We start from the raw sequence: 22,941 nt of genomic DNA, 5'->3' as shown, positions 1-22,941 counted from the left end.
GTTGCGCGGTTGTGTCTCATTCGATTCGTTCTCTGGTGATAATCTGAAACATATAAATCCGAGGTAGCGGGCAACATCCTCGGGCAGTCGGTCGGGTTACCTCAGGTCGCTCCACGCGCCCCAGAAGCGCTGGACGGCGGTGAGATGGCCGACGACGGCGAAGAACACGAGCAGCCAGCCGACGAGCGTGAACCCGCCGAGCGTGCCGGTGTAGACGGCGGACGCGAGGCCGACGAGGCCCATGAGCGCCAGTCGGTCGGCGCGTCCGACGAGGCCGCCGTAGGCGCGTCCGAGGCCGACCGCCTGAATCTGCGTGCCGAGATAGGAGGTCATGAGGACGCCCGTGACGGCGGCGAGGCCCAGCGCGAACGAGTCGATACCGGCGGCGAGGCCGACGAGGACGACGATGTCGGCGTAGCGGTCGAGCACGTGGTCCAGCAGGTCGCCGGCCTTCGAGGAGACGCCCTGCTCGCGGGCGAGCGCGCCGTCGACGAGGTCGAGCCAGCCGTTACAGAAGACGAACACCGCGCCGAGGCCGTACCAAAGCGGGTCGGCGAGGCCGAAGGCGACGCCGGCGGCGACGGCGAACCCGAAGGCGACGACGCTCACGCCGTTCGGCGAGAGGCCGGCGGCGTCGGCGACCGAGACGAACGGGGCGAGCAACTTGTCGGCGGTGTCGCGGTACTGGTCCAGCGTCATAGGTAGTCGATGAAGTCGACGGTCCCCGCCGAGGGTTCGCGCTCGCCCGCGACGACCGCCGCGATGTCGTCTGCGACGGCGTCGGGGTCGCGCTCGGTCGTGTCGATTTCGTACACGGAGTCCTCGCCGTGGAACTCGACGGCCTCGCCGAGAATCACGTCCAGCGCCTCGGACTCGCGGTTCTCGCGCGCCTTCGTCTCGGCCTCGCCGCGGTCGAGGAGGCGCTGTTCGAGGATGTCGGGGCGACACCGAAGCACGACCACGCGGTCGGCCTCGAAGTGGTGTGCGAGGTGGCTCTCGACGAGTCCGTCCCAGTCGCCGAGTTCGTCGCGGGCGGCGTCGAGGTCGACGACGAGCGTGTCGCGTTCCTCGTCGCGCTCGGTCCAGAGGCCCTCGTCTTTCACGAGTCGGTTGAGGTGGACCACGTCGAGGTCGAGGTCGTCGGCGACGCGCTCGGTGGCGGTGGTCTTGCCGGTGCCGGGCGTGCCGGTGACGACGACTCTCACGCCGTCGGCACCTCCGAGACGATTCGGTTGAGCACGTCCACGGCGCGCTTCGTCTGGGCCTCGGTGCCGCAGGAGACGCGGATGCACTCCGGGAGACCGAAACTCCCGCAGTCGCGGACGATGACGCCCTCGCGCTGGGCCGCCTCGGTGACGGCGGTCGCGTCGCCGACCTCGACGAGGACGAAGTTGCCCTCGCTTTCCCACGTCGGCGCGTCGAGGTGCTCGCGGAGGTACTCGCGGGACCACCGTGCAGACTCGACGGATTTCTCGACGTGTTCCTCGTCGTCGAGCGCGGCGAGCGCGGCGCGGCAGGCGACCTCGCTGGCGGCGAACGGCGTGTTCACGCGGGCGTAGGCGTCGGCCCACGCCTCGGGCACGCAGGCGTAGCCGATGCGGAGGCCGGCAAGCCCGTACGCCTTCGAGAACGTCCGCAGGACCGCGACGTTGTCGTACTCCGAGAGCAGGTCGATGGCCGAGGGCACGTCGGCGAACTCGCCGTAGGCCTCGTCGACGACGAGGAGCGTGTGGTCCTCGACGGACTCGGCGAGTTCGACGAGTTCGTCCCGGGGGAGCACGGAGCCAGTCGGGTTGTGCGGCGTCGTGAGGTAGACCATGCGCTCGCCGTCGTAGGCGTCGAGGACGAGGTCGGCGGTCTGCTCGAAGTCGTCGCCCTTCGACACCTCGTACTGGACGGCGTCGCCGTGGTGGTACCGGGCGCTCATCGAGTAGTACGAAAAGCCGGGCGACGGTTCGAGAATCCGGTCGTCCGGTTCGAGCATCGCGCGGGTCAGGTAGTCGATAGAGCCGTCCGCGCCGGGCGACACCCACACCTGTTCGGCTTCGAGGCCCCACTTGTCGGCGAGGCGCTCGGTCAGGTCCGTGTGGGCGGTCTTCGGGTAGACGCTCACGGTCGGCGCGGCGTCCTCGATGGCGGCGACCGCCTTCGGACTCGGGCCGTGGGGGTTCTCGTTCGAGGAGAGTTTCGTCAGGTCCTCGGGGTCCATCCCGAGTTCGCGGGCGACCTCCTCTGTCCCGCGGCCGGGTACGTAGGGAGCGTGCGCGGAGAGGTCCCGTGGTTGCATGGTCGGAAAATGCGGGTCGCGGTTCTTAAGCGTGCGTACTCCGGGACGGGAGTGGTGAGACGGGAGCGACGGGATTGGGAGGTCAGGGGACGGTGGTGAGAAGCGCCCCCGACGGGCACTACCCGAGTTGCGCCCGAAGCGACTCGGCGAGTCGAAGCGAGAGCGCCGCGATGGTGAGCGTCGGGTTCATCGCCCCGCCGGTCGGGAAGACGCTCGACCCCGAAATCCAGAGGTTGTCGAGGTCGTGCGCGCGACACTCGGCGTCGACGACGCTCGATTCGGGGTCGTCGCCCATCCGCGTCGTCCCCATGTGGTGGTACGCGGGGCCAGTTTCGTCCGGGCCGACGGTCCAGCGGTCCTCGACGCCGAGTTCGTCAAGCACGCGCGCCTGAATCTCGTTGGCCCGCGAGAGCGCGGCCTCCGTTTGTTCATCGACGGACCAGTGTATCTCGGGGACGGGGTCGCCGAGGTCGTCGGTCGTCTCCCGGTCGAGGCCGACGTAGTTGTCCTCGCGGGGGAGCTGTTCGACCAGCGCGCCCATGGACACGTGCGTGCCGTAGCTCTCGTCCAACTGGTCGAGCAGGTCGTCTCCCCACGTGTCGGCGTGGAGGGCGTCGATGACCGGCGACGGGCCGGCGTAGTTGAGAAACTCCAGTTTGAGGCCGTTGACCGGGTCGGCGTCGTCGTAGAACTGGTGGCACTCGCTGGTGTTGAAGCCGACGTGGTTCTGGCGCGTGGGTCGGTCGAGGCGGCCGCCCATCCCGGCGAACAGGTGGTCCATGAAGTACCGACCGACCGCGCCCGAGGAGTTGGCGAGGCCGTCGGGGTAGCGGTCGGAGTCGGACAGCAACAGCAGTCTGACGTTCTCGACGCCGCCGCAGGCGAGAACGAACTGGGTCGCCTCCTGTCTGTGGGTCTCGCCGTCGGGGGTCGTGTAGGCGGCGGCGACGACGCGCTCGCCCGCCTCGTCGTGTTCGAGTCGCCGGACTCGCGCCCGGTCGATGACTCGCGCCCCCGCGGCCTCCGCCTTCTCGACGTGGGACTCGGCGGTGTACTTCGCGCCGGAGGGACACACCGGCTTGCACGTCCCGTAGCCGACGCAGGGCGACCGGTCGTCGTAGGGCTCGGAGTTGCGGGCGTTGCCCACCGAGTGCATGTCGATGCCGAGGCGCTCGCAGGCCTCGGCGAAGATGGAGTCCGAGTGCGACGGCCGGAAGGCCGGAAGCGGGTAGGGCTCGTCCCGCGGCGGCGCGTAGGGGTTGTCGGCCGCGCCCGCGACGCCAAATTCGCGCTCCGCGGCGGCGTAGTGCGGCCGGAGGTCGCCGTAGCCGACGGGCCAGTCGGCCCCGACGCCGTGTCTGGTGTCGAGTTCGAAGTCGCGCTCGTGGAGGCGCATCACCATCCCCTGCCAGTGGAGCGTCGACCCGCCGACGCCCTTCACGCGGGCGGCGTTCAGCGGGTAGAACGACTCGCCCGAGGAGGAAAACGCGTCCCGCGGGCCGCCCATCTCCCACGGGCCGTCGAGGCCGGGGCGGACGTGCTGTTCCAGTTGCTCCCGCCTGTCGCCGTCGAACCGCGGCCCGGCTTCGAGGACGACGACCGCCGCGCCCGACTCGGCGAGCCGATGGGCCACGAGACCGCCGGCGGGGCCGGCACCGACGATACACACGTCGGCGTCGGCGACGGGTGTCCTATCCATCGGTCTCGCCCCCGGAGTCGGTCGTTTCGGGTTCGTCCATCGTCGCCCGCCGGTAGCTCTCGGCCCCGCCGGGGTGGCCGATGGGGTTCTCGATGCCGACGAGGCGGCCGCCGGTCGGCGAGGCGTAGAAGGCGTAGAGCAGTTCGTTCACGACGTGAAACCGGAGGCGCTCGGAGAGCGTTCCGTCGGGAACCGGGTCGGCCGCGTCGACGCCGAGTTCGCGGAGCAGGCGGTCGCGGTCGGCCGCGGGGAGGTCGGCGAAGGCCGCGCCCTCCCAGTCGCGGGCCACGTCGTCCAACTCGGTCGCGGCATCGACCATCGCGGCGCGACGCGAGTCGTCTCGCGCGCGCCCGACGACGTAGGTCTCGACGAACTCCGAGACGCCCTCGGCCGCGCTCGGATAGACGACCTCGGCCGCGGCGGCCATCGTGTCGCGCACCGCGGTCGGTGGAGTGTCGTCGCCGCTCGCTCCGTCCTCACCAGTCGACCCGCCTTCCTTGCCGGTCGAATCGGCGGTCGGCGGGTCGAACTGTGTCAGCGACACGGCCCCGCCGGTGACGCCGAGACCGGCGAGCACGGCCAGCGCGTCCCGTCGAGTCAGTCGCATTCGGCGGGAATTAGGCCAGCCTAATTATAGGGTTTGTCCTCTCGTCCCACGCGGTCGAGGACGACGGCGACGACGCCGAACGTGACGACGACGGGGACGACCGCGACGAACATATCGAATCGCGCACCGAGGTTGTGCGCGAGGACGAGCGCCTGCACGTACGCGAGGAACGTCGCCAGTATCGTATCGAAGACGGGCGGAACGCTGGTTCCGCGTCCCGTCGCTCCCGCGAGTCGGGTGACGGCGAGCGCGCCGACGCCGACTACCGGGATGAGAAGCACGCCGAGCGGGGCGGCGACGAACGAGTCGGGGTCGCCGCCGGTTCCGAAGTGAACCGCGACCGAGGAGGGGAGTACGGGAAGGAGCGCGACGCCCGCGACGGCGCTGAGCGCGAGCATCGCGACGCCGACGAGTGTCAACCGGGGAACACGCATACGGTCGGGTCGTGGCTCGACGATGAAAAAACGGACCGTCGGTCGGGGTCAGTCCTGTCTGACGCGGTGTTCGAGGACGCCGACGCCCTCGACTTCGACCTCGACGCGGTCGCCGTCTTCCAGCGGGCCGACGCCCTCGGGCGTGCCGGTCGAGATGACGTCGCCGGCTTCGAGCGTCATGTAGGACGTGATTTCGGCGACGAGGTCGGGAATCGAGAAGATGAGGTGTTCGATGCTGGAGTCCTGTCGCGTCTCGCCGTTCACGCGGAGCGAGATGCTCGCGTCCTCGGGGAGGTGGTCGGGGTCGGCGAGGGCCGGCCCGAGGGGCGCGGAGCCGTCGAACGCCTTCCCGCGGACCCAGTTCGTCTCGATATCCTGGTCGTCGCGGTTCGACACGTCGTTCATGACCGTGTAGCCTGCGATGACCGCCTCGGCGTCCTCGGGCGCGACGTTTCGGCACTGCTCGCCGATGACGACGGCGAGTTCGGCCTCGTGTTCGACGTTCTCCTTGCCCGCGGGGAGCGTCACGGTGTCGCCGTGGCCGGCGACCGCGTTCGGCGGCTTGAGGAACAAAAGCGGCCGGTCGGGAACCTCCTCGTCGCGCTCCTCGGCGTGCTTGGCGTAGTTGCGGCCGATGCAGACGATTTTCGACGGCTCGCACGGCGGGAGCACGTCGACCTCGTCGAGGTCGTAGTTCTCGCCGCCGAAGGAGACCGAATCGCCGTGCCACTCGCCGGTTCGAACCGCGCCCGCGGGGTCGCGGAATCGGACGTGATGCATGCCCCACGCGTCGGCGGGGGGCGTGATAGGCTTTTACATCGCGCGAGTCTCTCGGTGACGTGGGACATTCTTGCACGATTCTCATCGCTTTTGTGGCCCTGGGGTGACGGACGTGTATCGGCCGTCCCGGACAGTTCGTTCGAGTGGACTCGGGCGGCCGATTCTGCTGTCGAATTCGAGACGAGAGCGGCGGGACCGTCTCCTCGAACGTCGCCGGAACTCCCGGAACGTCGCTACGAACCCCCGACGAGCGCGCCCGCCGAAAAGCGGTCACACCGCCCCCTGCGAATAGCTTTTTGTGTATTTCGCGTGTAACGTTCGGGTGCTATGGAACTCACCTGGCACGGTCACTCGACGTGGTACGTCACGGTCGGAGACACCTCGCTTCTCATCGACCCGTTCTTCGACAACCCCGCCACGTCTCTCGACCCGAGCGACCTGGAGACTCCGGACTACGTGCTTCTCACTCACGGGCACGCGGACCACATCGCCCACGCAGGCGAGTTCGACGGCGCGACGGTCGTCGGCACGCCCGAACTCACCGGCTACGTCGAAGCCGAGATGGGCGTCGACGACACCATCGGCATGAACATCGGCGGGACGGTCGAACTCGGCGACGCGTTCGTCACGATGGTCCGCGCCGACCACACCAACGGCATCAACACCGGCTACGAGCACGAGGCCGGTATGCCCGGCGGCTACATGATCAGCGATACGCTGCCGACACAGGAGTTCGACGCCGACTCCACGACGTTCTACCACGCCGGCGACACGGGACTCATGACCGACATGCGCGAGATTTTCGGCGCGTACTTCGAACCCGACGCGGCCGCGCTCCCGGTCGGCGACCACTACACGATGGGCCCGTGGCAGGGCGCTGTCGCCGCCGACTGGCTCGGCGTCGACCACGTCTTCCCGATGCACTACAACACGTTCCCGGCCATCGAAATCGACGTGCGCGACTTCGAGCGCGAGGTGAAGGCCGCCGGCAGTCAGGCCGAGGTCCACGCCCTCGACGGTGACGAGTCGTTCACGCTCCACTAACCCCTCGCCTCGCTCGGCGACGGCCCGTCTCGGGTCGTCGCTTGTGCACACCGTTGTCCTATTGAGGAACTTTTAGGGTCGGTCGCTCCGTTCCTCGGAACGAATGTCCGACATCCAGACCTCTACTGTCAGCGAAGAAGGTTTCGCATGCACGAGCCAGGTCGGCGACTTCGACCTCCAGATCGACGCGACCGACGAGACGGGCCCGAACCCGAACGCCGCGCTCGTCGCGACGTACGCCTCCTGTTTCCTCCCCGCGTTCCGCGTCGGCGGTCAGAAGACGGGCTTCGACGACCTCGGTAAGGTCCAGATCGACGCCGACGCCGACCTCGACGACGGCGACGACCTCGAGCGCATCAGCTTCGACGTCTACGTGGAGTCCGACCTCTCGGACGACGAGTTCGACGAAATCGCGGAACTCGCCGAGGACATCTGCCACGTCCACGACGCGCTCCGCGGCGAACTGCAGGCCGACGTGACCGTCGTCGGCGACGCGTTCTAAGCGTCGCTCGCCGCTCGGGCCGATACGCATTCTTTTCGCAGAAGTCGAAGCCGCCAGCGACGGGTGTCGCGGCGGGTTCGGAGACGCCCCGCCGGGTCAGTAGCGTCGCTTCTTATAGCTTCGAAGACTCATAGCCTCTCCTTCCACGATGATAACCTCGCGGTCTTGGGGGTCCGATTCGACGACGTCGTCGACCTGTTCGCGGAAGTATGGGCTGTTCGGCTCTTCCATACCACTCCCTTCGTCGCACCTAATAAAAATCTTTGTCAGACATTCTCACGCGCGATACCGCGTGAGCGCCGCGGCGAATCAGTCGTCAGCGGCCGCGGCGGCCGGTTCGTGGCTGATTTCGGTGCCGAGCACGTCGAGGAACGCCGCCAACCACTCGGGGTGGTCCGGCCACGCCTGCCCGGTGACGAGGTTGCCGTCGACGGTCACCTCGTCGACCCACGAACAGCCCGCGCGCTCGACTTCCGCGCGAACGGCCGGGTAGGCGGTCATCTCGTAGCCGTCGAGGACGCCCGCGGCGGCGAGAATCTGCGGGCCATGGCAGATTGCGGCGACCGGCTTCCCCTCGTCGAAGAAGTGCCGGACGGCGTCGAGCACCTCGTCGTAGCCGCGGAGGTACTCGGGGGCGCGCCCGCCGGGGACGACGAGCGCGTCGTAGTCCGCGGGGTCGATATCGGCGAACGTCGCGTTCAGCGCGAAGTCGTGGCCGCGGGTCTCCAGATACGTCTGGTCGCCGCGGAAGTCGTGGACGGCGGTCTTACACCGGTCGCCGTCCTCCTTTTCGGGACACACCGCGTGGACCTCGTGACCCACCATCTGCAGCGCCTGGAACGGTACCATAATCTCGTAGTCCTCGACGAAGTCGCCGGCGAGGAGCAGAATCTTCTTTCCGGACATGGGCATCACCCACGCGGTAGTTGTCGCGTCAGAACGATAATGATTGTGCAGGTGGAGATGGCGGCGGCTCGGGAGTCGAGGTCTGGCCGCGAGAGCGACTGAAGCCGGTCATTTCGAGACGATGCGCCCGATGTCGCCGAGGCCGTCGAGGACGTAGTCGGGGTCGTACTCACTTGCCGCGAGCACCGCGTCGTCGGTCACGCCGGTTCGGACGAGTGCGGTTCCCATGCCCGCGTCGATGCCGAACGCGATGTCGGTGTCGAGGCGGTCGCCGACGATAAGGACTTCCTCGGGCGGCAGGCCCAACTTGTCGAGGACGTACTCCTGTGCGACCCGCGAGGGCTTGCCGAGAATCGCGTCGGGGTCGCGCTCGGCGACGCCCGCGACGGCGTTGATAATCGCGCCCGACCCGGGGATGTCGCCGTCCGCGGTCGGGATGATAACGTCGGGGTCGGTGCCGTAGAAGGCGGCCCCGGACCGGAGCGCGCTGTTGGCGTCGCGGAGGTCGTCGTAGTCGAACTCGCGGTCGATGGCGACGACGACGACCTCGGGGTCGTCGCCGGCACGGACGAGTTCGAGGCCGGCGTCACGGAGTTGGTCGCGGAAGCCCGCCTCGCCGATACAGAACGTCCGCGCGCCGGGATGTCTGTCGGCGAGGTACACCGTCGTCGTCGTGCCGGAGGTGACGACCTCGTCGGCGGTCGCGTCGATGCCGGCCCGGCGGAGTCGCGCCTCGTAGGCGACGGGGGCCTTCGTCGGGTTGTTCGAGACGAACAGTCGGTCGAGTCCGGCGGCGTCGACGGCGGCGAGTCCGTCGAGCGCGCCGGGTATCGCTTCGTCGCCGCGGACGACCGTTCCGTCAACGTCGAAAACCACGCCTTGGTAGTCCATCGTCCTCGGTAGGGAGGCGGAGCTGTTGAACGTTCGCCCGAGAGAACTATTATGTTCATTGGTGACATATGTCGTTATATGGGTGTCTCTTCGAAGCGGTTGGTCGGGTGGCTGCGCGGGCCGGCGACCGGCAACAGCGCCATGGGCGTTTACGGGCTCGTGACGGCGATGGTCGCGCTGTTTTTGACCTACTCCATCGTGGCCACGTTTTCCGTCGTCGTCCCGCTGTTGTCGACGACGGCAATCGTCCTCACGGCGCTCGTCGTGTGGGTGCTGACGTGGGCGGTCCTCGACGTGGTCGCCAGCCGGACGATTCGCGAGTCGTCGGCCTGAGGGGCTCTCCCTCACCATCGCGCGCCTCGTCGCCGTCAACGAGCGCGGCGTGGCGCGCTCGCGTCGGCGGTGAGCGCGCCGCGAGCGTCGGGTGCGTCGGGTTCGACGTAGCGGCGGAACCGTCACAGAACCAAAGACCAATATGCGCGTCGCCCTACTCGTCTACCGTGACGAACACGCAGCTGACACTCGTCCAAATCGACAACTACGGGCCGTGGACGGTCACCCCGGACCCGCGGCGGGAGATGGACCTCCAGACGCTCCAGTCGCGGCTCTTCGCCGACTTGGCCCAGTTCGTCGGCTCTCGCGACGGGTACGCGTTTTTCACCCGGTTCGACAACATGGTCGCGGTCACGAACGGGCTCGACCGCGACGACCACGAACTGCTGCAGGAATCTATCGGAAATCGCTATCCCGTAACGCTCAGTCTCGGTGTCGGCGTCGACCGCTCACCCGCGGTCGCACTCGAACGCGCCACCGACCGCATCCAGCGCGTCGGAAGCGCACAGGACGGCGACCGCCGCGAGGTGCTCTCCGGGGAGACGCTCCCCGAGGCCGACCGCTCGGCGACCGACCTCCAAATCGCGCACTTCGACGTGAACGACGCGACGGGCAAGTACACCGACCGCCTCAACGAGTTCGACACGTTCATTCACATCGAACAGGGTTACGCGTCGCTCATGCGCTATCTGCGTGAGGAACACGGCGCGCTGTCGTTCTTCGTCGGCGGCGACAACATCATCTCGGTCACGCCCGACCTCACCGAAGACCAGTACCGCGCCGCCATCGACCACGTCGAGGCCGAGGCGGACGTGGAACTCAAAGTCGGCGTCGGCACGGCGTCGAACGCCCACGAGGCCGGCTTCGCGGCGAAGCACGCGCTCGAAGACTGCCGCCACCGCGGCACGACCGTCGAGTTCGCCGACGCCGCGGTCGAGACTGCAGACGACTGAACGATGGAGGGTCGCGCGGTCTACTTCGTGGCCCCCGAACGCGTCGAGGTCCGCGACCGCGACGTTCCCGCCCCCGGACCGGAGGAGGTCCGCGTCCGAACCCTGACCTCCGCCGTGAGCTCCGGGACCGAGCGACTCGTCTACCGCGGCGAGGCCCCGACCGACCTCGCCGCCGACGAGTCCATCGCGGCGCTCGAGGGCGATCTCTCGTTTCCGCTCCGCTACGGCTACGCCGCCGTCGGAGAAATCGAGGCCGTCGGCGACGACGTGCCCGACTCGCGGCTCGGAAGCCGCGTCTTCGCGTTCAACCCTCACGAGAGCCGATTTCTGGCGTCTCCCTCGGAACTCATCTCCGTCCCCGACGACGTGACCGACGAGCGCGCCGCGCTCCTGCCGACGATGGAGACCGCGCTCAACTTCGTGATGGACGGTCGGCCGCTCATCGGCGAACACGTCGTCGTCTTCGGACAGGGCGTCGTCGGCCTCGTGACCACCGCGCTCCTCGCGCAGTTCCCGCTCGGGAGCCTGACCGCGGTCGACTGCGTGGCCGAGCGCAGGGCAATCGCCGAGGGACTCGGCGCGGACGAGGTGGTTCACCCCGAATCGCTGGACGCGCCAGCCGACGGGGCCGACCTGACGCTCGAACTCTCGGGCGACCCCGACGCGCTCGACGACGCCCTGTCGGTGACGCGGTACGACGGTCGGGTCGTCGTCGGGTCGTGGTACGGCACCAAGCCCGCCACGCTCGACCTCGGCGGGCGGTTCCACCGCTCGCGAATCAGCGTCGAGAGCAGTCAGGTCAGCACCATCGACCCCGACCTCCGGGGGCGCTGGGACGCCGACCGCCGCTTTTCCTTGGCGTGGGACCACCTCGAAGACCTCCCGCTGGACCCGCTCGTGACCCACCGAATCGACGTCGAGTCCGCCGAGCGCGCCTACCGACTCCTCGAAGACGCCCCCGACGAGGCCGTCCAAATCCTCTTTACCTACCGGAACGCTTGACAGTTCATGTACCGCGTCTCGGTTCGCAGGGACCTCATCGCCCAGCACTACCTGACGGTTCCGAACCCCGGACCAGAGGGTGAGCTCCACTCCCACGCATTCACCGTCGAGGTCGAGCTGTCGGGACCGGAACTCGACGAGTACGGCTATCTCGTCGACATCGACGACGTGAAGGCCGCGTTGGACGCGACGCTGTCTCGCTACCGCGACGAGACGATGAACGAACTCGTCGAGTTCGCCGGGCAGAACCCGAGCGTCGAGCGGTTCGCCCGCGAGGTGTGCGAACAGTTCGTCGAGGCGGCGTCACTCGAGGCGCCCCAACACGTCTCCGTTCGCATCTGGGAGGACGACACCGCGAGCGCGACCTACGAGACCCCGCTCTGACGTGCGGGTCGGAATCGTCGTCTACGGCCCGCTCGACGACCGCTCAGGCGGCTATCGCTACGACCTAGAACTCGTCGATGGGCTCCGCGCCGCCGGCGACGACGTGACCGTCGTCTCACTCCCCGAGCGGTCGTACCGAAAGCGACTCCGAGACAACGTCACCGCCGCGCGTCGCCTCCGCGGCCTCGACGTGGACGTGCTCTTGCAAGACGAACTGTGTCACCCCTCGCTCGCCGGCGCGAACGCCGCGCTCGACGACGACATCCCGGTCGTCTCGGTCGTCCACCACCTCAACTCGCTGGAGCAGTTCCGGGCGTGGCGACGACACGCCAGGCGCGCCGTCGAGACTCGGTATCTCCGCTCCGCGGACGCGTTCGTGTTCAACAGCGAGACGACGAAGGGGACGGTCGCGGCCGTCACCGACCCCGAACCGAGCGTCGTGGCGCGCCCGGCCGGCGACCGTTTTTCGTCGTTCGGCGCGCCCCTCGGTGACGACGAGATACGGACCCGCGCCACCGACGGGCCACTCCGGGCCGTCACGGTCTGTAACCTCGAACCGCGGAAGAACGTCGACGGCCTGCTCCGCGGCCTCTCCCGCGTCCGCGGCGACTGGGAGCTGACGGTCGTCGGCGCGGCGGTCGACGCCGACTACGCCGACTCGCTTTCGGACCTCGCCGCCGACAGTGGCATCGACGACCGCGTGACCTTCGCGGGCCGGCTGTCGGACGCCGACCTCGCCGCGACGCTCCGGGAGTCCCACCTGTTCGCGCTCCCCTCCCACTACGAGGGGTTCGGCATCGCGGCGGTCGAGGCGATGGGGTTCGGCCTGCCGGCGCTCGTCTCGTCGGCCGGCGGCGCGAGCGAACTCGTCACCCACCGACAGGACGGCTTCGTCGTTGACCCGACCGATTCGGCCGAAATCACCGACGCCGTGGCTCCGTTGTGTCGGAACCGTCGGCGACTGCTGTCGCTCTCGCTTTCGGCCCGCGACCGCTTTCTCGCACACCCGACGTGGGACGAGACGGCGGCGGAGATTCGCTCCTTTCTGTTAGACCTTGTCGACGGCGACGACGCGGGGTCGCACGGGGCCCACGAGTAGCCGCCGCGGGCGCAGAAACGCACAGTGGGCGCGCTCGGAGGCGACTGGTACGTCTCAGTCGCGGTCGACGCGGACCCACTCTTGGAGCGTGAAGCCTTCGTAGTCGGTTTCGTCGTCGAGTTCCCACTCGTCGTCGTCCCACTCGGGGTAGAACGTGTCGCCCTCGTACTCGCCGGGGACGCGGCTCAGCACCATCCGGTCGAGGTGCGGTTGGAACAGCGCGTAGATGGCGGCCCCGCCGATGACGTAGGCCGTCTCCGCGCCCAGCGACTCCGCGATGTCGACCGCGTCCTCGACGCTCGCCGCGCGGTGAGCGGTGTCGACCGAAAACGACCGCTCGCTTCGGCTCATGACGATTTGGGCGCTCCCCGGCAGGTCGTCGAGCATCGACTCGAACGTCGTCCGACCGAGCACCACCGGGTCGTCGGCGATGCGGGCGCGGTACTGCTCCTTGTCGGCGGGGATGCTCGGCCACGGGAGTTCGCCGTCGCGGCCGATGACGCGGTTCTCGGCGAGCGCGGCGACAGAGACGAGTTCCATCACTCTCACGTCGGGCGCGTGAGAGAAAATCGTTGTGCAGCGCCGGCGTCGCCCCGGGTCCGTCCCGGCGTCGTCGGACCTTCGACGACCAACGGACCGACGCTCAGCCGCTCCGGTCGACGATTCGCCGACAGTCCTCGATGAACTGGAGGAGGTCCGTCCCGGCGTCGGTCCCGATGCTGATGATGATTCGCTCCGCCTCGGAGAAGGGAAACTGCAGGACGAACGCGTTCTCGTAGTAGTGGACGACGGCGCGGCGCTCGCCGATGGGATGGGTGTCGATTCCGGGGGTCGAAAACGGCGTCTCGACGCGGAGGTCGGAGACGACTTCAGTCAACGTCCCTTTCGTGTATCGCTCCGAGAGGTCGTCGCGGAGATACTCCAGTTCGTACCCGTCGTCGTCGGCGATGACCACCGTCCGGAGTCCGTCGCCGATGCGCCTGTTCAGATATTCGGCGAGTCGCCGCGCTGTGTCCCGTACCATACCGCGCCGTCGCTCCAAGCGCCTATAGTTCATCGGTATCTTTGTGGTATCGACACCGAACCGAACGCCAATCGTTTTCAAACGAGCGACAACAACTGCGGGGCATGGAGAAGCAGCCGCGGGACCTCCGGCGCGACGGCGCGTTAGTCCTCATCGGACTCGCGGGGTTGGTCGCGCTTCAGGTGTTGGTTCCCACGGACTCGGTCACGGGCGTCGCCGAGATATTTCGGGGAGGTCTCTTCGGCGGGTCCGTTTCGGTGATGGCGGCGGGCGTCTTCCGCGTGCCCGACGAGCAGGCGGTTCGGTTGACGGCCGCGGTGGCCGCGGGGTTCGCGCTGGGCTCCCTGTCGTTTCTACTGTGAGGGCGGCTTCGTGGCTCTCGTGGAACCTGTGTTGACTGGACCACCGAGCTGTTAATCCTTCTCCGTCGGCAGCGCTCTTTTCTGGTGGAGAATCGCTCACGGAGAACGCACCTCCCGAGTGGGAGAGAACCCACGCGAGAGCGCCGCTGCTCCTTGTTAAAACCCTGCGTTAGAATTAAGGTTAGAGTGGGGCCGGAGGGATTTGAACCCCCGATCGACTGATATCTCCGGTGGGCACCTCGGAACTCCAGAGGGTCGTCAACACGACCGATGATCAGTCGGCCGCTCAGTATATCAGCTGGAGTGTCGTCCCGGGCGCCAAGCCTCTGGAGTCAGTCGCCATGCCGGGCTTGGCCACAGCCCCGATTCGTGCTGTCTGCACTCTCTCGTATGGCGATTTTTCTTAAAGGGGTTTCGATTCTACTCGTCGCGGTCGTCGTCGGCCCAGTCGCACTCCTGGCACTTGTAGGCCGTCACGAACTCCGTCACGCTCGGCATGTAGCCCACCTGGATGACGTTCTCGCCGCACTCCGGGCAGTCGAAGTCGGCGTCCTGAATCGGCTCGGCGTCCATCGGGCGCTCGCCCTCGACGAGTTCGGCGAGCGTCTCGGGCGTGACCATCCGTCCTTGTACGACGCGGTTGCTCATACCCGTGCAACCGTCCCGAAGTAAGTAAGCCCTCCGCCAGCGGTTGGAGTCCACGTCGCCGCGGGCGTCCGCGCGGCCGCACCCCGGTCCGGTTCACGGCGTTGCAACCGTCACGGTCCGGGTGCGCGGGCCGTCGCACTCCACGAGGAGGACGGACTGCCATCGGCCGAGGTCGAGGCCGCCGTCGGCGACCGGTATCGAGACGCCGTTGCCGACGAGGAGCGCCCGGAGGTGCGAGTCGGCGTTGCCGTCGAGTTCGTCGTGGTCCCAGCCGTCGTCGGGGACCGCCTCGGCGAGCATCGACTCGATATCACCAAGCAGTCGCGGTTCGGCCTCGTTGACGCAGACGCCGGCGGTGGTGTGTTTCGAGAAAACCGTACAGACGCCGTCGTAACTCGCGGGCACCGATCGGCGACTTCGTCCGTTACGTCGATGACCTGAAGCCGGCGCTCGGTTCGAACGTCGAAGGTCCGTCGCATGCGACGGGGTTCGTCGGCCGGGAGAAAAAGTCGCCCGGCGGACTACAGCCAGGGCGCGCGGGACTCCTCTTCGCCGGGGTAGCCGTACCCCGGTTCGGAGTCGTCGTCGGTCTCGTCCGCGTTGTCGACCAACGCCTCGTAGTCCTCTGACGACTCGACGTCGTCGCCGCCGTCTGCGACCGGCCCGGCCGCGGCCGCGCCGTTCGCGTTCGGCGTGGCCGATTCGGAGTCGGACGCGTCGTCGACGAACTCGTCGAGGTCCGCACCGTCGGAGCCGGGGTCGAACGCGAACAGCGCGGTGACGCCGAGGACGCCGAGAGCGACGGGGGCCTGCGTCGGCATCAGGCCGAGCACGTCGAGCGCCAGCATGCCGAGGGCGACCGAGCTACCGAAGCGGAAGAGGTCGATGTCGACGTTGCCGCGGAGCCGCGGGGCGAACAGCGCGATGGCACCGGCGAAGCCGACGCCTGTGCCGGCCGCCGCGCCGGCGCTGAGCAGGCGCATCGGGTCGGGGTTGACGATGAGTTCGAACCCGGCGGGATTGAAGCTCGCAACGAGGCCGAGACCGATGATGATGCTCGGCGACGGGAGATACTCGCCGACCTTCGAGGAGGCCGTCTTCGCCGCCACGGCCAGGATGACGAGGCCGGCGAAGCGGTGGAACACCTCGAAGTTCAGGAGCGTCTCGATGGTCTCCGCGACGGCGGCCTCGGCGACCGCGACCGGGATGAGCAACGCGCCGAGCAGGAGGATGGACGTGAGCTGTTCGCGGCGCGTGCCGTCCATCTCGGCGAGGATGACCGCGACCGTCGCCGACCCACCGAAGATGAGCAGGCCGGTCTGGAGGATGCCTGCGACCGAGGGGTCGCCTGCGGCGGTCGTCAGCGCCCCCGCGATGATGAGCGCGGGGAAGATGCCGTCGACGAGGGGAAGCCCCATGACGGTTGCGAGCAGACGGGTGGCACCCCCTACCTGTTGCTCGAGGCGAAGGGCGACCGGGTGGCGTGAGACACTCATTCGATGTTACTGGCCTTCACCATGGCCCAAGCGGCGATACGAACGCAATTCGGACAGGGGCGTGCTGGCGCTCTGCACGCGAAGCCCATTTCGTCCGAAATTGAACTCCTGTTTAAATGTCTGCCACATCGATGTAAAGAGAATGCCGGAGTCGGAGGTCGTTTGACCGGCAATGCGCGATGCGGCGGGACACGTGGAGTCCATACAAGATTACATTAGGACAGGAGTATTAAACGTTGTGTGGGATACGACCGCATGGATCATAGGTATCTCTGCCCACCTTATAAAAAGGACTGAAGATTCGTCGGATATAGATTGATATCTCGAAGATACTGTGGTACAAGTTCATGAATATGGTGATTATTCACGATGGTCTTGTGATTCGGTACACCGTGACGAGGGGACGAACACCCCGAGCAGTCGCGGCCGCGGCGTCCGTCGCTCGCGGGTCTCGTCGCGTGTGCTGGTGGTCGTCTCAGTCCGCCGGCGATGTGAAGAATACTCATGAATGTGCATATATCACCGAACTGGTTTGCGATACATCGACACGCCCGTGCTATCTCGCAACCCTTTTGTCGTCGCCGCAACCACGCTTGATATGGCGAACGACGTTCCTGACCGAGAACCCTTCACCGAGAAGCTACGGGTACCCGAATCCCTCACATTCGACGACGTGCTGCTCCGCCCGATGGAGAGCCGCGTCGAACCCGACGACGCCGACGTGTCGACGCGCGTCTCGAAGAACGTCGAACTCAACATTCCCATCCTCTCCGCGGCGATGGACACCGTCACCGAGAGCGGGATGGCTATCGGGATGGCCCGCGAGGGAGGTCTCGGCGTGCTCCACCGCAACATGAACGCCGAGCAGATGGTCCGCGAAATCGAGCGCGTCAAGCGCGCCGACGAACTCGTCATCCGCCGCGAAGACGTGGTCACGGCCAACCCCGGCCAGACCATCAGCGAGGTCGACGAGATGATGGAGCGCGCCGGCGTCTCGGGCGCGCCCGTCGTCGACGACGACGACGTGGTCCTCGGCATCATCTCCGGCACCGACATCCGCCCGTACCTCGAAGTCGGCGAGTCCGACGAGGTCGGCGAGGCCATGACTGACGAGGTCATCACGGCCGAGCGCGAGGTCACCGCCCGCGACGCGCTCGAACTCATGTACGACCACAAGATTGAGCGCGTCCCCATCGTCGACGACGACAGCCGCCTCGTCGGCCTCGTCACGATGCAGGGCATCCTCCAGCGACGCGAACACGAGAACGCCGCCCGCGACGACGACGGTCGCCTCGTCTGCGGCGTCGCCGTCGGTCCGTTCGACGACGAGCGCGCGCAGATGGCCGACGACGCCGGCGTCGACGTCATCTTCATCGACTGCGCCCACGCGCACAACCTCAACGTCATCGACACCGCCCGCGAAATCAAGGAGTCCGTCGAGGCGGACGTCGTCGTCGGGAACGTCGGCACGCGCGAGGCCGCGGCCGAACTCGTCGACTTCGCGGACGGAATCAAGGTCGGCATCGGACCCGGTTCCATCTGTACGACCCGCGTCGTCTCCGGTTCCGGCATGCCCCAGATTTCGGCCGTCGCGGAGGTTGCCGACGTCGCCGCCGAGTACGATATCCCGGTCATCGCCGACGGCGGCATCCGCTACTCCGGCGACGCCATCAAGGCGGTCGCCGCCGGAGCCGACGCCGTCATGCTCGGTTCCTACTTCGCCGGCACCGACGAGGCCCCCGGCCGCGTCATCACGATGAACGGCAAGAAGTACAAGCAGTACCGCGGCATGGGCTCCGTCGGCGCGATGCAGTCCGGCGGTGCCGACCGCTACCTCAAGGAGGACAACGAGGACGAGGAGTACGTCCCCGAGGGCGTCGAGGCCGCGACGCCGTACAAGGGCTCGCTCGCGTCCGAGCTCCACCAGCTCGTCGGCGGCATGCAGTCCGGCATGGGCTACGTCGGCGCCGAGACCATTCCCGAGGTCAAAGAGCGCGCCCGCTTCGTCCGCGTCTCCGCCGCCGGCCAGACCGAAGGCCACCCCCACGACGTGATGATTACCGACGAAGCGCCGAACTACAGCCCGAGCGAGTAACGCGCTCTCCCGCTCCCCGGTTTCGTCGCGCCCGAATCATTCCCCGACGTGCCCCGTTTTGCCGGTCGCCGCTCCGCTGTTCTTTCTCTCGCCGCACGCTTCGACGTCGTCTGCGGCCACTTCCTGTCACGCGGACGAGACGAAGACATGGGATAATTAATACGGATGTATGTCGTGCCTCTACAAGCGATGGATACCGCGGAGCTACGGACCGCACTTCGGAACGCCGGGTTGTCACAGTATCAAGCGGAGGCTTACGTCGCGCTTCTGCAACTCGGCGCGGCGAGTGCGACCGAACTCGCCGACGCCTGCGCCGTACCGACTGCCCGTATCTACGATGTTCTCCGCGACCTTGAGGCCAAAGGCTACATCGAGACCTACGAACAGGACAGTTTGCACGCGCGGGCGTGCGACCCAAAGTCGGTGATGGAGGACCTCAAGAGCCGCGCCGTCCAACTCGACGAGGCCGCCTCCGAGATAGAGACGCGCTGGCAGCAGCCCGCGGTCGACCGACACATGCTGAGCATCGTCAAGCGCTTCGAGACGGTGTTCAACCGAGCAGAGGAGATGATTCGGGAGGCGGACGGCGAGGTGCAGCTGTCCGTCACCCCCGAGCAGTTCGACGAACTCAAGCCGGCGCTCTCGGAGGCGTACGAGAACGGCGCGCTGGTGAAGGTCGTGTTGCATCCCGAACGGACCGACGAACTCAAACCGCTCGCAGAACAGGAGTACGACGGGGTCGCCACGGAGGTCAGACACCGCACTCTCCCGACGCCGTTCGTCGCTATCGTGGACCGGACGGGCGCGTGCTTCGCGCCGCACGACAGCTCCATGAACCAGTACGGCGTCCTCGTCGACGACTACACGCTGGCGTACGTCTTCCACTGGTACTTCCAGACGGCGCTGTGGGAGGTCTGGGAAGTCGTCTACGACGCACAGACGGACGAACCTCCGTTCGTGTATTCAGACATCAGACACTTCGTGCAGGACACGGAGCCGCTCATCCGCGACGGGAAACGTATCATCACCCACATCAAGGGTTACGAGACCGACAAGCGCGACCCGATAGAGTTCACCGGCGAAGTGACCGACGTGTACTACACGGCGGTCTCCGCGCCGACCGACACGCTGTCGTTTTCCGAACTCGCGGGACAGGTCTGTCTGACCGTCGAGACCGACGAGGGGACCTACACCGTCGGCGGGTGGGGCGCGGTCTTGGAGGATGTCGAGGCGAACCGAATCACCGTCGAGGAGATCTCAGAGACATCTGACAGGTGAAATCTGTTCGATTCGCCGGAATGTATAACAACTCCGGGGGGCAATTAGTGCGCACAAGCGCAGTTTCGGACGGCGTTAGACAAGAGGTATTTTGATATACCACTGCACGACATTGAGTTTCGTGAGCGTCCCCGGAACACCCCTACACTACCAATGAGCGCAGAACAGCCACTGGTGCTCATCGTTGAAGATGAGCCTGACCTCGCCGATCTGTACGCAACCTGGCTTAGGAACGACTACAGCGTTCGTGTCGCCTACGGCGGCCGCGAAGCGCTCGATAAGCTCGACGACGAGGTTGACGTTGTTCTCCTCGACCGTCGAATGCCCGACCTCTCGGGCGACGAAGCGCTCTCGGAGATTCGGGACCGTGGCTTCGAGTGCCGCGTCGCGATGGTGACCGCGGTCAAGCCCGACTTCGATATCATCGCCATGGGCTTCGACGACTACCTCGTCAAGCCCGTCTCGCGCGAAGCGCTGACTGACACCGTCTCTAACCTCATCCTGCGAAACGCTTACGACGTAGGGATTCAGGACCTGTTTTCCCTCGCGTCGAAGAAGGCGCTCTTAGAGTCCGAAAAGGACGAAGCAGCGCTCGAAGAAAACGAGGAGTATCAACAGCTCACCGCCCGGTTGACCGAACTCCGGCGCGAACTCGACGAGACGCTCGGCCAACTCGACGAGACCGAGGGAATCTCCGCAGTCTACCGAGACATCGGCGGCGAAGTCGACATCGACAGCTCCTAATCGGGTGCGGGCGTTCCGGTCGCCGACCCCTTTCACCCCTCTTTCCCGCTTTCGAGCGCCTACAGCGCTGTTTGCGACGTCGACGATTACTTGCGACACGTGTTCACTTAATTAAGTTATTTTCATATCAGATATACACGAAAAATTATATTTCGCGCTCGCTCCTTGGGGTAAGTGCACATGTCCGACGACAGCAACCAGATGGTCGCGTACCTCCGTCAGAACCCCCGCATGATGGGCGTCCTGTTCACGCTCACGCTCCTGCTCTCACAGGCGGGAAGCGTGGCAGCCGGCAACACCGGAGTCATCTACGGCCCGTAATCACGAGAGGAATTCGCAGTCCCAGTAGACCGTATCGTCGTAGACGACCGGAATCTGTTCTAACGCGAGGAAGTTTCGAAGCTCCGCCTCCGTGAGCCTGATGTCGGAGAGGCCCTGCGAGGAGAGATAGTATTCGTTCGTCTCGGGTAGGGCGGGAATGATAAGCGACCCGGGCCCGCATCGAGACGTTGGATACGAGTTGTACGAGAGACTGTACTCGTCGTCTGACAGCTGTGCGACCTCACAGAGTACGGCGACACCACTTTCGGTCTGAACGACCGATAGCCCTCCGTCCCCGACCACGCCGTACTGGTGGGCGATGTCGCTGTCGGTTCGGACCACGTCGAGGGACGCCTGCAGCGGGAATCCCCCGTTAAGCAGTCGGGCCAGCGTGCGCCCCACGCCGACCGCCTGACTGTTGATGACCTCGCTGAACGTGACGATGCCGCCGATAGCGCCGGCCTCGACGAGCGCGAGCCCCTGGTCGTACGACTGGCAGGCGTTGAGGAAGAACGCCCCCGTCCCGACGTGGTCGAGCGTCTCGGCGTCGACCCTGCCGTCGCGACACTGGAAGCCGTCGTCGTCGATGTGGCCGATGTAGTGGAGGAAGTCCGTCGGCTCGGCGAGTATCTCCCGAAGCTCCGCCCGGCTGAGGTCGTAGTGGGCGTCGACGTCGAACGACAGCCCGTCGCGCGAGCCGTAGACGTCGTCGACGATGTCCGTTTCTGCGAGCATCTCCGGGTCGTTGCAGACGACCGTGATACCGATGTCCCCCTGCGTCGGCTTGCGCTGAAGCCGGTTCCGGTAGGCGGCGGGAGTGGTCTTGCTCGCGCCGACCGGCGTTCCGTCGCTTATCCACGCCTGCTCGACCGAGTCGGTCGAACTGGGCTTGACGTACGTCTCGTTCGGGGTCGTCGCGCCCGCGCTCCTGACGATGTCGTCGCGGAGGAAATCGTTGACGACGGCGGCTTGCACCTCCGAGTGGGGGACTTCGGTCCCCGTCGGCGTTCTGACGACCGCGAGGTCGTTCGTGATGAACGGCAGGAGTTCGATGTTGTCGGTCTGCGGCGCGACGTGCGTCGTCAGCTTCCACTCCGGAACGAGGTCGGCGATGTGCTCGTAGGGTATCTCGAAGTACGCCGAGAGCTGCTCGCCGAGCGACGCGTCGTACAGCCGCTCGACGTCGATGTCCGTCCGCGACTCGACCGTCTGGCGCTCGTGGAGCGGCACGTCGTAGATGCCCTCCGTCCGAACGACGCAGTCGAGGAAGAACGTCCGTTTGAGTGCTCGCGCGACCGACTCCTCGAATCCGTGGGGGCCGTCGAAGTCGTGGACGAACCCGTCTTCGGCGACGAGTCGGGGGGCGTCACCGGGGACGAGCCTCGCGCCGAGATAGTACGCCAGCGGCGTCGCCACGAAGATGTGACTCAGCGTCGGCGGGAGTTCGATTCGGACGCCGGTCTCGGGGACGTGAATCCCCTCCGGGATGTCGAGTTCGTCGCCCAACTCGAGAAGCGGCGGGTGACCTCGGAGCGTGGGGTACGACCGCTCGACGCTCGTGGTCTTGAGCGCGGAGCTGAACGCCGAGACGGCCTCCATCACGTCCAGCGGGTCGTCGGTCGTCGTGACCGTCGTCGCGGGGCTCTCGTGCGACGACCGCGCACCGACGTACACCGTCTGTGGCTCCTCGAACGAGAGGACGGTTTCGAGCGGCTTCGCGTCGACGGTCAGCGGTCCCTCGACTCGGAGGTACGTCTTGACCGCACCGAAGAGTTCGATGCTGTAGGTTGCCGCGTCGAGTTCCTCGTGTCCCTGCTGGTCGACCTGCGCGAGCATCGACCCCGCCTCGTCGCGGACGCAGACGACCGTGTTCGCCGCCAACCCGATACGGTCGGTCTCGATGCGGACCGCCGCGTCCGTCGGGAGCGAGAACCGACGCCGGTCGGCCGGTTCGGGCGCGACAGGCGACGGCGTGCGAAGCATGAACTGGTGGCGTTCGACGTTATCCCGAACGACCAACCCCGCGCCTTCCGAAGGGAGCGAAAAGCCGAC

At 66.8% G+C, this 22,941-nt stretch carries 28 protein-coding genes, 1 tRNA gene and 1 pseudogene; 12 read left to right on the top strand and 18 right to left on the bottom strand.

Annotated elements, in window-relative coordinates; all coding sequences use genetic code 11:
* Nucleotides 1–96 precede the first annotated feature (96 nt).
* The 7 genes from C457_RS06620 to C457_RS06590 all read right to left on the bottom strand — a co-directional run bounded on the left by C457_RS06620 (nucleotide 97) and on the right by C457_RS06590 (nucleotide 5,807).
* The gene (locus tag C457_RS06620; protein ID WP_004977249.1) at nucleotides 97–699 is read right to left on the bottom strand and encodes a CDP-alcohol phosphatidyltransferase family protein; all 603 of its coding nucleotides are present in this window, start codon (nucleotides 697–699) and stop codon (nucleotides 97–99) included.
* A complete protein-coding gene (locus tag C457_RS06615; RefSeq protein ID WP_008093045.1) occupies nucleotides 696–1,205 on the bottom strand; it encodes an adenylate kinase family protein in 510 nt (169 codons plus the stop codon). The genes C457_RS06620 and C457_RS06615 overlap by 4 nt, the downstream gene beginning before the upstream one ends.
* On the bottom strand, nucleotides 1,202–2,287 hold the full coding sequence (gene hisC, locus C457_RS06610) for a histidinol-phosphate transaminase (RefSeq protein ID WP_008093044.1): 1,086 nt from the start codon (nucleotides 2,285–2,287) through the stop codon (nucleotides 1,202–1,204). The genes C457_RS06615 and hisC overlap by 4 nt, the downstream gene beginning before the upstream one ends.
* A 118-nt stretch (nucleotides 2,288–2,405) precedes the next feature.
* Nucleotides 2,406–3,986, bottom strand: coding sequence for a GMC family oxidoreductase (locus C457_RS06605; RefSeq protein WP_008093043.1), 1,581 nt, complete (start codon nucleotides 3,984–3,986; stop codon nucleotides 2,406–2,408).
* Nucleotides 3,979–4,593 (bottom strand): gluconate 2-dehydrogenase subunit 3 family protein, encoded by a 615-nt coding sequence (locus C457_RS06600; protein ID WP_008093041.1) that lies wholly within the window; start codon nucleotides 4,591–4,593, stop codon nucleotides 3,979–3,981. Before C457_RS06600 ends, C457_RS06605 begins: the two co-directional genes overlap by 8 nt.
* A 20-nt stretch (nucleotides 4,594–4,613) precedes the next feature.
* Nucleotides 4,614–5,012, bottom strand: a complete 399-nt coding sequence (locus tag C457_RS06595; RefSeq protein WP_008093038.1) for a DUF1648 domain-containing protein — start codon at nucleotides 5,010–5,012, stop codon at nucleotides 4,614–4,616.
* A gap of 63 nt (nucleotides 5,013–5,075) precedes the next feature.
* Nucleotides 5,076–5,807 (bottom strand): fumarylacetoacetate hydrolase family protein, encoded by a 732-nt coding sequence (locus tag C457_RS06590; protein ID WP_008093036.1) that lies wholly within the window; start codon nucleotides 5,805–5,807, stop codon nucleotides 5,076–5,078.
* Between the two features lie 327 nt (nucleotides 5,808–6,134).
* Here C457_RS06590 and C457_RS06585 point away from each other — a divergent pair, with 327 nt between their 5' ends.
* A complete protein-coding gene (locus tag C457_RS06585) occupies nucleotides 6,135–6,851 on the top strand; it encodes a metal-dependent hydrolase (RefSeq protein WP_008093034.1) in 717 nt (238 codons plus the stop codon).
* Nucleotides 6,852–6,954: 103 nt separating this feature from the next.
* Entirely contained in the window at nucleotides 6,955–7,353 is a 399-nt protein-coding gene (locus C457_RS06580) for an OsmC family protein (RefSeq protein WP_008093032.1), read from the top strand.
* A gap of 96 nt (nucleotides 7,354–7,449) precedes the next feature.
* Here the strand turns inward: C457_RS06580 and C457_RS21020 are convergent, their stop codons facing one another.
* The 3 genes from C457_RS21020 to C457_RS06570 all read right to left on the bottom strand — a co-directional run bounded on the left by C457_RS21020 (nucleotide 7,450) and on the right by C457_RS06570 (nucleotide 9,150).
* The gene (locus C457_RS21020; protein WP_004968055.1) at nucleotides 7,450–7,584 is read right to left on the bottom strand and encodes a hypothetical protein; all 135 of its coding nucleotides are present in this window, start codon (nucleotides 7,582–7,584) and stop codon (nucleotides 7,450–7,452) included.
* A gap of 78 nt (nucleotides 7,585–7,662) precedes the next feature.
* Complete coding sequence (locus tag C457_RS06575; RefSeq protein ID WP_004063616.1) at nucleotides 7,663–8,259, bottom strand: DJ-1/PfpI family protein; 597 nt, start codon at nucleotides 8,257–8,259, stop codon at nucleotides 7,663–7,665.
* Nucleotides 8,260–8,367: 108 nt separating this feature from the next.
* On the bottom strand, nucleotides 8,368–9,150 hold the full coding sequence (locus C457_RS06570; protein ID WP_008093028.1) for an HAD-IIA family hydrolase: 783 nt from the start codon (nucleotides 9,148–9,150) through the stop codon (nucleotides 8,368–8,370).
* A gap of 78 nt (nucleotides 9,151–9,228) precedes the next feature.
* On the opposite strand from C457_RS06570, the gene C457_RS06565 reads away from it, so the two are divergent.
* The 5 genes from C457_RS06565 to C457_RS06545 all read left to right on the top strand — a co-directional run bounded on the left by C457_RS06565 (nucleotide 9,229) and on the right by C457_RS06545 (nucleotide 12,921).
* Nucleotides 9,229–9,483, top strand: a complete 255-nt coding sequence (locus C457_RS06565) for a hypothetical protein (RefSeq protein WP_049913415.1) — start codon at nucleotides 9,229–9,231, stop codon at nucleotides 9,481–9,483.
* Nucleotides 9,484–9,650: 167 nt separating this feature from the next.
* The gene (locus tag C457_RS06560) at nucleotides 9,651–10,436 is read left to right on the top strand and encodes a GTP cyclohydrolase III (protein ID WP_008093026.1); all 786 of its coding nucleotides are present in this window, start codon (nucleotides 9,651–9,653) and stop codon (nucleotides 10,434–10,436) included.
* A 3-nt stretch (nucleotides 10,437–10,439) separates the two neighbouring features.
* Complete coding sequence (locus C457_RS06555) at nucleotides 10,440–11,438, top strand: zinc-binding dehydrogenase (protein WP_008093025.1); 999 nt, start codon at nucleotides 10,440–10,442, stop codon at nucleotides 11,436–11,438.
* A 6-nt stretch (nucleotides 11,439–11,444) separates the two neighbouring features.
* Nucleotides 11,445–11,822: a 6-pyruvoyl trahydropterin synthase family protein gene (locus C457_RS06550; RefSeq protein ID WP_008093024.1), complete on the top strand. Its 378-nt coding sequence runs from the start codon at nucleotides 11,445–11,447 to the stop codon at nucleotides 11,820–11,822.
* 1 nt (nucleotide 11,823) lies between these two features.
* Nucleotides 11,824–12,921, top strand: coding sequence for a glycosyltransferase family 4 protein (locus C457_RS06545; protein ID WP_008093023.1), 1,098 nt, complete (start codon nucleotides 11,824–11,826; stop codon nucleotides 12,919–12,921).
* Nucleotides 12,922–12,975: 54 nt separating this feature from the next.
* Here the strand turns inward: C457_RS06545 and hdrA are convergent, their stop codons facing one another.
* Together hdrA and C457_RS06535 are read right to left on the bottom strand one after the other, a co-directional pair.
* A complete protein-coding gene (gene hdrA, locus C457_RS06540) occupies nucleotides 12,976–13,461 on the bottom strand; it encodes a dihydrofolate reductase HdrA (RefSeq protein WP_008093022.1) in 486 nt (161 codons plus the stop codon).
* Between the two features lie 103 nt (nucleotides 13,462–13,564).
* Nucleotides 13,565–13,945, bottom strand: coding sequence for a hypothetical protein (locus C457_RS06535; protein WP_008093021.1), 381 nt, complete (start codon nucleotides 13,943–13,945; stop codon nucleotides 13,565–13,567).
* Between the two features lie 104 nt (nucleotides 13,946–14,049).
* Here C457_RS06535 and C457_RS06530 point away from each other — a divergent pair, with 104 nt between their 5' ends.
* Nucleotides 14,050–14,307, top strand: a complete 258-nt coding sequence (locus C457_RS06530) for a hypothetical protein (RefSeq protein WP_008093020.1) — start codon at nucleotides 14,050–14,052, stop codon at nucleotides 14,305–14,307.
* Between the two features lie 187 nt (nucleotides 14,308–14,494).
* Here C457_RS06530 and C457_RS19960 read toward each other — a convergent pair.
* From C457_RS19960 to C457_RS20435, 5 genes and pseudogenes are all read right to left on the bottom strand, one after another.
* A tRNA-Trp gene (locus C457_RS19960) sits at nucleotides 14,495–14,671 on the bottom strand.
* A 56-nt stretch (nucleotides 14,672–14,727) separates the two neighbouring features.
* Nucleotides 14,728–14,955, bottom strand: a complete 228-nt coding sequence (locus C457_RS06525; protein WP_013035372.1) for a DUF5795 family protein — start codon at nucleotides 14,953–14,955, stop codon at nucleotides 14,728–14,730.
* 93 nt (nucleotides 14,956–15,048) lie between these two features.
* Nucleotides 15,049–15,434, bottom strand: a pseudogene (locus C457_RS06520) (secondary thiamine-phosphate synthase enzyme YjbQ).
* Between the two features lie 42 nt (nucleotides 15,435–15,476).
* Nucleotides 15,477–16,373: a DUF5794 domain-containing protein gene (locus tag C457_RS06515; RefSeq protein WP_008093013.1), complete on the bottom strand. Its 897-nt coding sequence runs from the start codon at nucleotides 16,371–16,373 to the stop codon at nucleotides 15,477–15,479.
* An 84-nt stretch (nucleotides 16,374–16,457) separates the two neighbouring features.
* Nucleotides 16,458–16,655, bottom strand: a complete 198-nt coding sequence (locus C457_RS20435) for a hypothetical protein (protein ID WP_081909200.1) — start codon at nucleotides 16,653–16,655, stop codon at nucleotides 16,458–16,460.
* A gap of 394 nt (nucleotides 16,656–17,049) precedes the next feature.
* Here C457_RS20435 and guaB point away from each other — a divergent pair, with 394 nt between their 5' ends.
* The 4 genes from guaB to C457_RS20585 all read left to right on the top strand — a co-directional run bounded on the left by guaB (nucleotide 17,050) and on the right by C457_RS20585 (nucleotide 20,889).
* Nucleotides 17,050–18,546 carry an IMP dehydrogenase gene (guaB, locus tag C457_RS06510; RefSeq protein WP_008093012.1) on the top strand — a complete coding sequence of 499 codons (1,497 nt, stop codon included), beginning with the start codon at nucleotides 17,050–17,052 and terminating at the stop codon, nucleotides 18,544–18,546.
* Between the two features lie 189 nt (nucleotides 18,547–18,735).
* The gene (locus tag C457_RS06505) at nucleotides 18,736–19,824 is read left to right on the top strand and encodes a TrmB family transcriptional regulator (protein ID WP_008093010.1); all 1,089 of its coding nucleotides are present in this window, start codon (nucleotides 18,736–18,738) and stop codon (nucleotides 19,822–19,824) included.
* 153 nt (nucleotides 19,825–19,977) lie between these two features.
* Nucleotides 19,978–20,568, top strand: coding sequence for a HalX domain-containing protein (locus C457_RS06500; protein ID WP_008093008.1), 591 nt, complete (start codon nucleotides 19,978–19,980; stop codon nucleotides 20,566–20,568).
* A 180-nt stretch (nucleotides 20,569–20,748) separates the two neighbouring features.
* Nucleotides 20,749–20,889, top strand: coding sequence for a DUF7503 family protein (locus C457_RS20585; RefSeq protein WP_008093006.1), 141 nt, complete (start codon nucleotides 20,749–20,751; stop codon nucleotides 20,887–20,889).
* Here the strand turns inward: C457_RS20585 and C457_RS06495 are convergent, their stop codons facing one another.
* Nucleotides 20,890–22,908: a hypothetical protein gene (locus tag C457_RS06495; protein ID WP_008093004.1), complete on the bottom strand. Its 2,019-nt coding sequence runs from the start codon at nucleotides 22,906–22,908 to the stop codon at nucleotides 20,890–20,892.
* Between the last annotated feature and the right edge of the window lie 33 nt (nucleotides 22,909–22,941).

Origin of the sequence: Haloferax prahovense DSM 18310 (genome assembly GCF_000336815.1) — an archaeon.
Taxonomy (GTDB): Archaea; Halobacteriota; Halobacteria; order Halobacteriales; family Haloferacaceae; genus Haloferax; species Haloferax prahovense.
The sequence above is the reverse complement of the archived record's forward strand: the minus strand, read 5'-3'. Positions and strand labels throughout refer to the sequence as shown.

Coding starts and splice junctions, on each gene's coding strand:
- C457_RS06515 (WP_008093013.1), bottom strand. CDS start 16,373: ATGGGGCTTCCCCTCGTCGACGGCATCTTCCCCGCGCTCATCATCGCG.
- C457_RS06605 (WP_008093043.1), bottom strand. CDS start 3,986: ATGGATAGGACACCCGTCGCCGACGCCGACGTGTGTATCGTCGGTGCC.
- C457_RS06565 (WP_049913415.1), top strand. CDS start 9,229: ATGGGTGTCTCTTCGAAGCGGTTGGTCGGGTGGCTGCGCGGGCCGGCG.
- C457_RS20435 (WP_081909200.1), bottom strand. CDS start 16,655: ATGGACTCCACGTGTCCCGCCGCATCGCGCATTGCCGGTCAAACGACC.
- C457_RS06550 (WP_008093024.1), top strand. CDS start 11,445: ATGTACCGCGTCTCGGTTCGCAGGGACCTCATCGCCCAGCACTACCTG.
- C457_RS06525 (WP_013035372.1), bottom strand. CDS start 14,955: ATGAGCAACCGCGTCGTACAAGGACGGATGGTCACGCCCGAGACGCTC.
- C457_RS06555 (WP_008093025.1), top strand. CDS start 10,440: ATGGAGGGTCGCGCGGTCTACTTCGTGGCCCCCGAACGCGTCGAGGTC.
- C457_RS06570 (WP_008093028.1), bottom strand. CDS start 9,150: ATGGACTACCAAGGCGTGGTTTTCGACGTTGACGGAACGGTCGTCCGC.
- C457_RS06575 (WP_004063616.1), bottom strand. CDS start 8,259: ATGTCCGGAAAGAAGATTCTGCTCCTCGCCGGCGACTTCGTCGAGGAC.
- hisC (WP_008093044.1), bottom strand. CDS start 2,287: ATGCAACCACGGGACCTCTCCGCGCACGCTCCCTACGTACCCGGCCGC.
- guaB (WP_008093012.1), top strand. CDS start 17,050: ATGGCGAACGACGTTCCTGACCGAGAACCCTTCACCGAGAAGCTACGG.
- C457_RS06505 (WP_008093010.1), top strand. CDS start 18,736: ATGGATACCGCGGAGCTACGGACCGCACTTCGGAACGCCGGGTTGTCA.
- C457_RS06535 (WP_008093021.1), bottom strand. CDS start 13,945: ATGGTACGGGACACAGCGCGGCGACTCGCCGAATATCTGAACAGGCGC.
- C457_RS06620 (WP_004977249.1), bottom strand. CDS start 699: ATGACGCTGGACCAGTACCGCGACACCGCCGACAAGTTGCTCGCCCCG.
- C457_RS21020 (WP_004968055.1), bottom strand. CDS start 7,584: ATGGAAGAGCCGAACAGCCCATACTTCCGCGAACAGGTCGACGACGTC.
- C457_RS06600 (WP_008093041.1), bottom strand. CDS start 4,593: ATGCGACTGACTCGACGGGACGCGCTGGCCGTGCTCGCCGGTCTCGGC.
- C457_RS06500 (WP_008093008.1), top strand. CDS start 19,978: ATGAGCGCAGAACAGCCACTGGTGCTCATCGTTGAAGATGAGCCTGAC.
- C457_RS06585 (WP_008093034.1), top strand. CDS start 6,135: ATGGAACTCACCTGGCACGGTCACTCGACGTGGTACGTCACGGTCGGA.
- C457_RS06580 (WP_008093032.1), top strand. CDS start 6,955: ATGTCCGACATCCAGACCTCTACTGTCAGCGAAGAAGGTTTCGCATGC.
- C457_RS20585 (WP_008093006.1), top strand. CDS start 20,749: ATGTCCGACGACAGCAACCAGATGGTCGCGTACCTCCGTCAGAACCCC.
- hdrA (WP_008093022.1), bottom strand. CDS start 13,461: ATGGAACTCGTCTCTGTCGCCGCGCTCGCCGAGAACCGCGTCATCGGC.
- C457_RS06590 (WP_008093036.1), bottom strand. CDS start 5,807: ATGCATCACGTCCGATTCCGCGACCCCGCGGGCGCGGTTCGAACCGGC.
- C457_RS06530 (WP_008093020.1), top strand. CDS start 14,050: ATGGAGAAGCAGCCGCGGGACCTCCGGCGCGACGGCGCGTTAGTCCTC.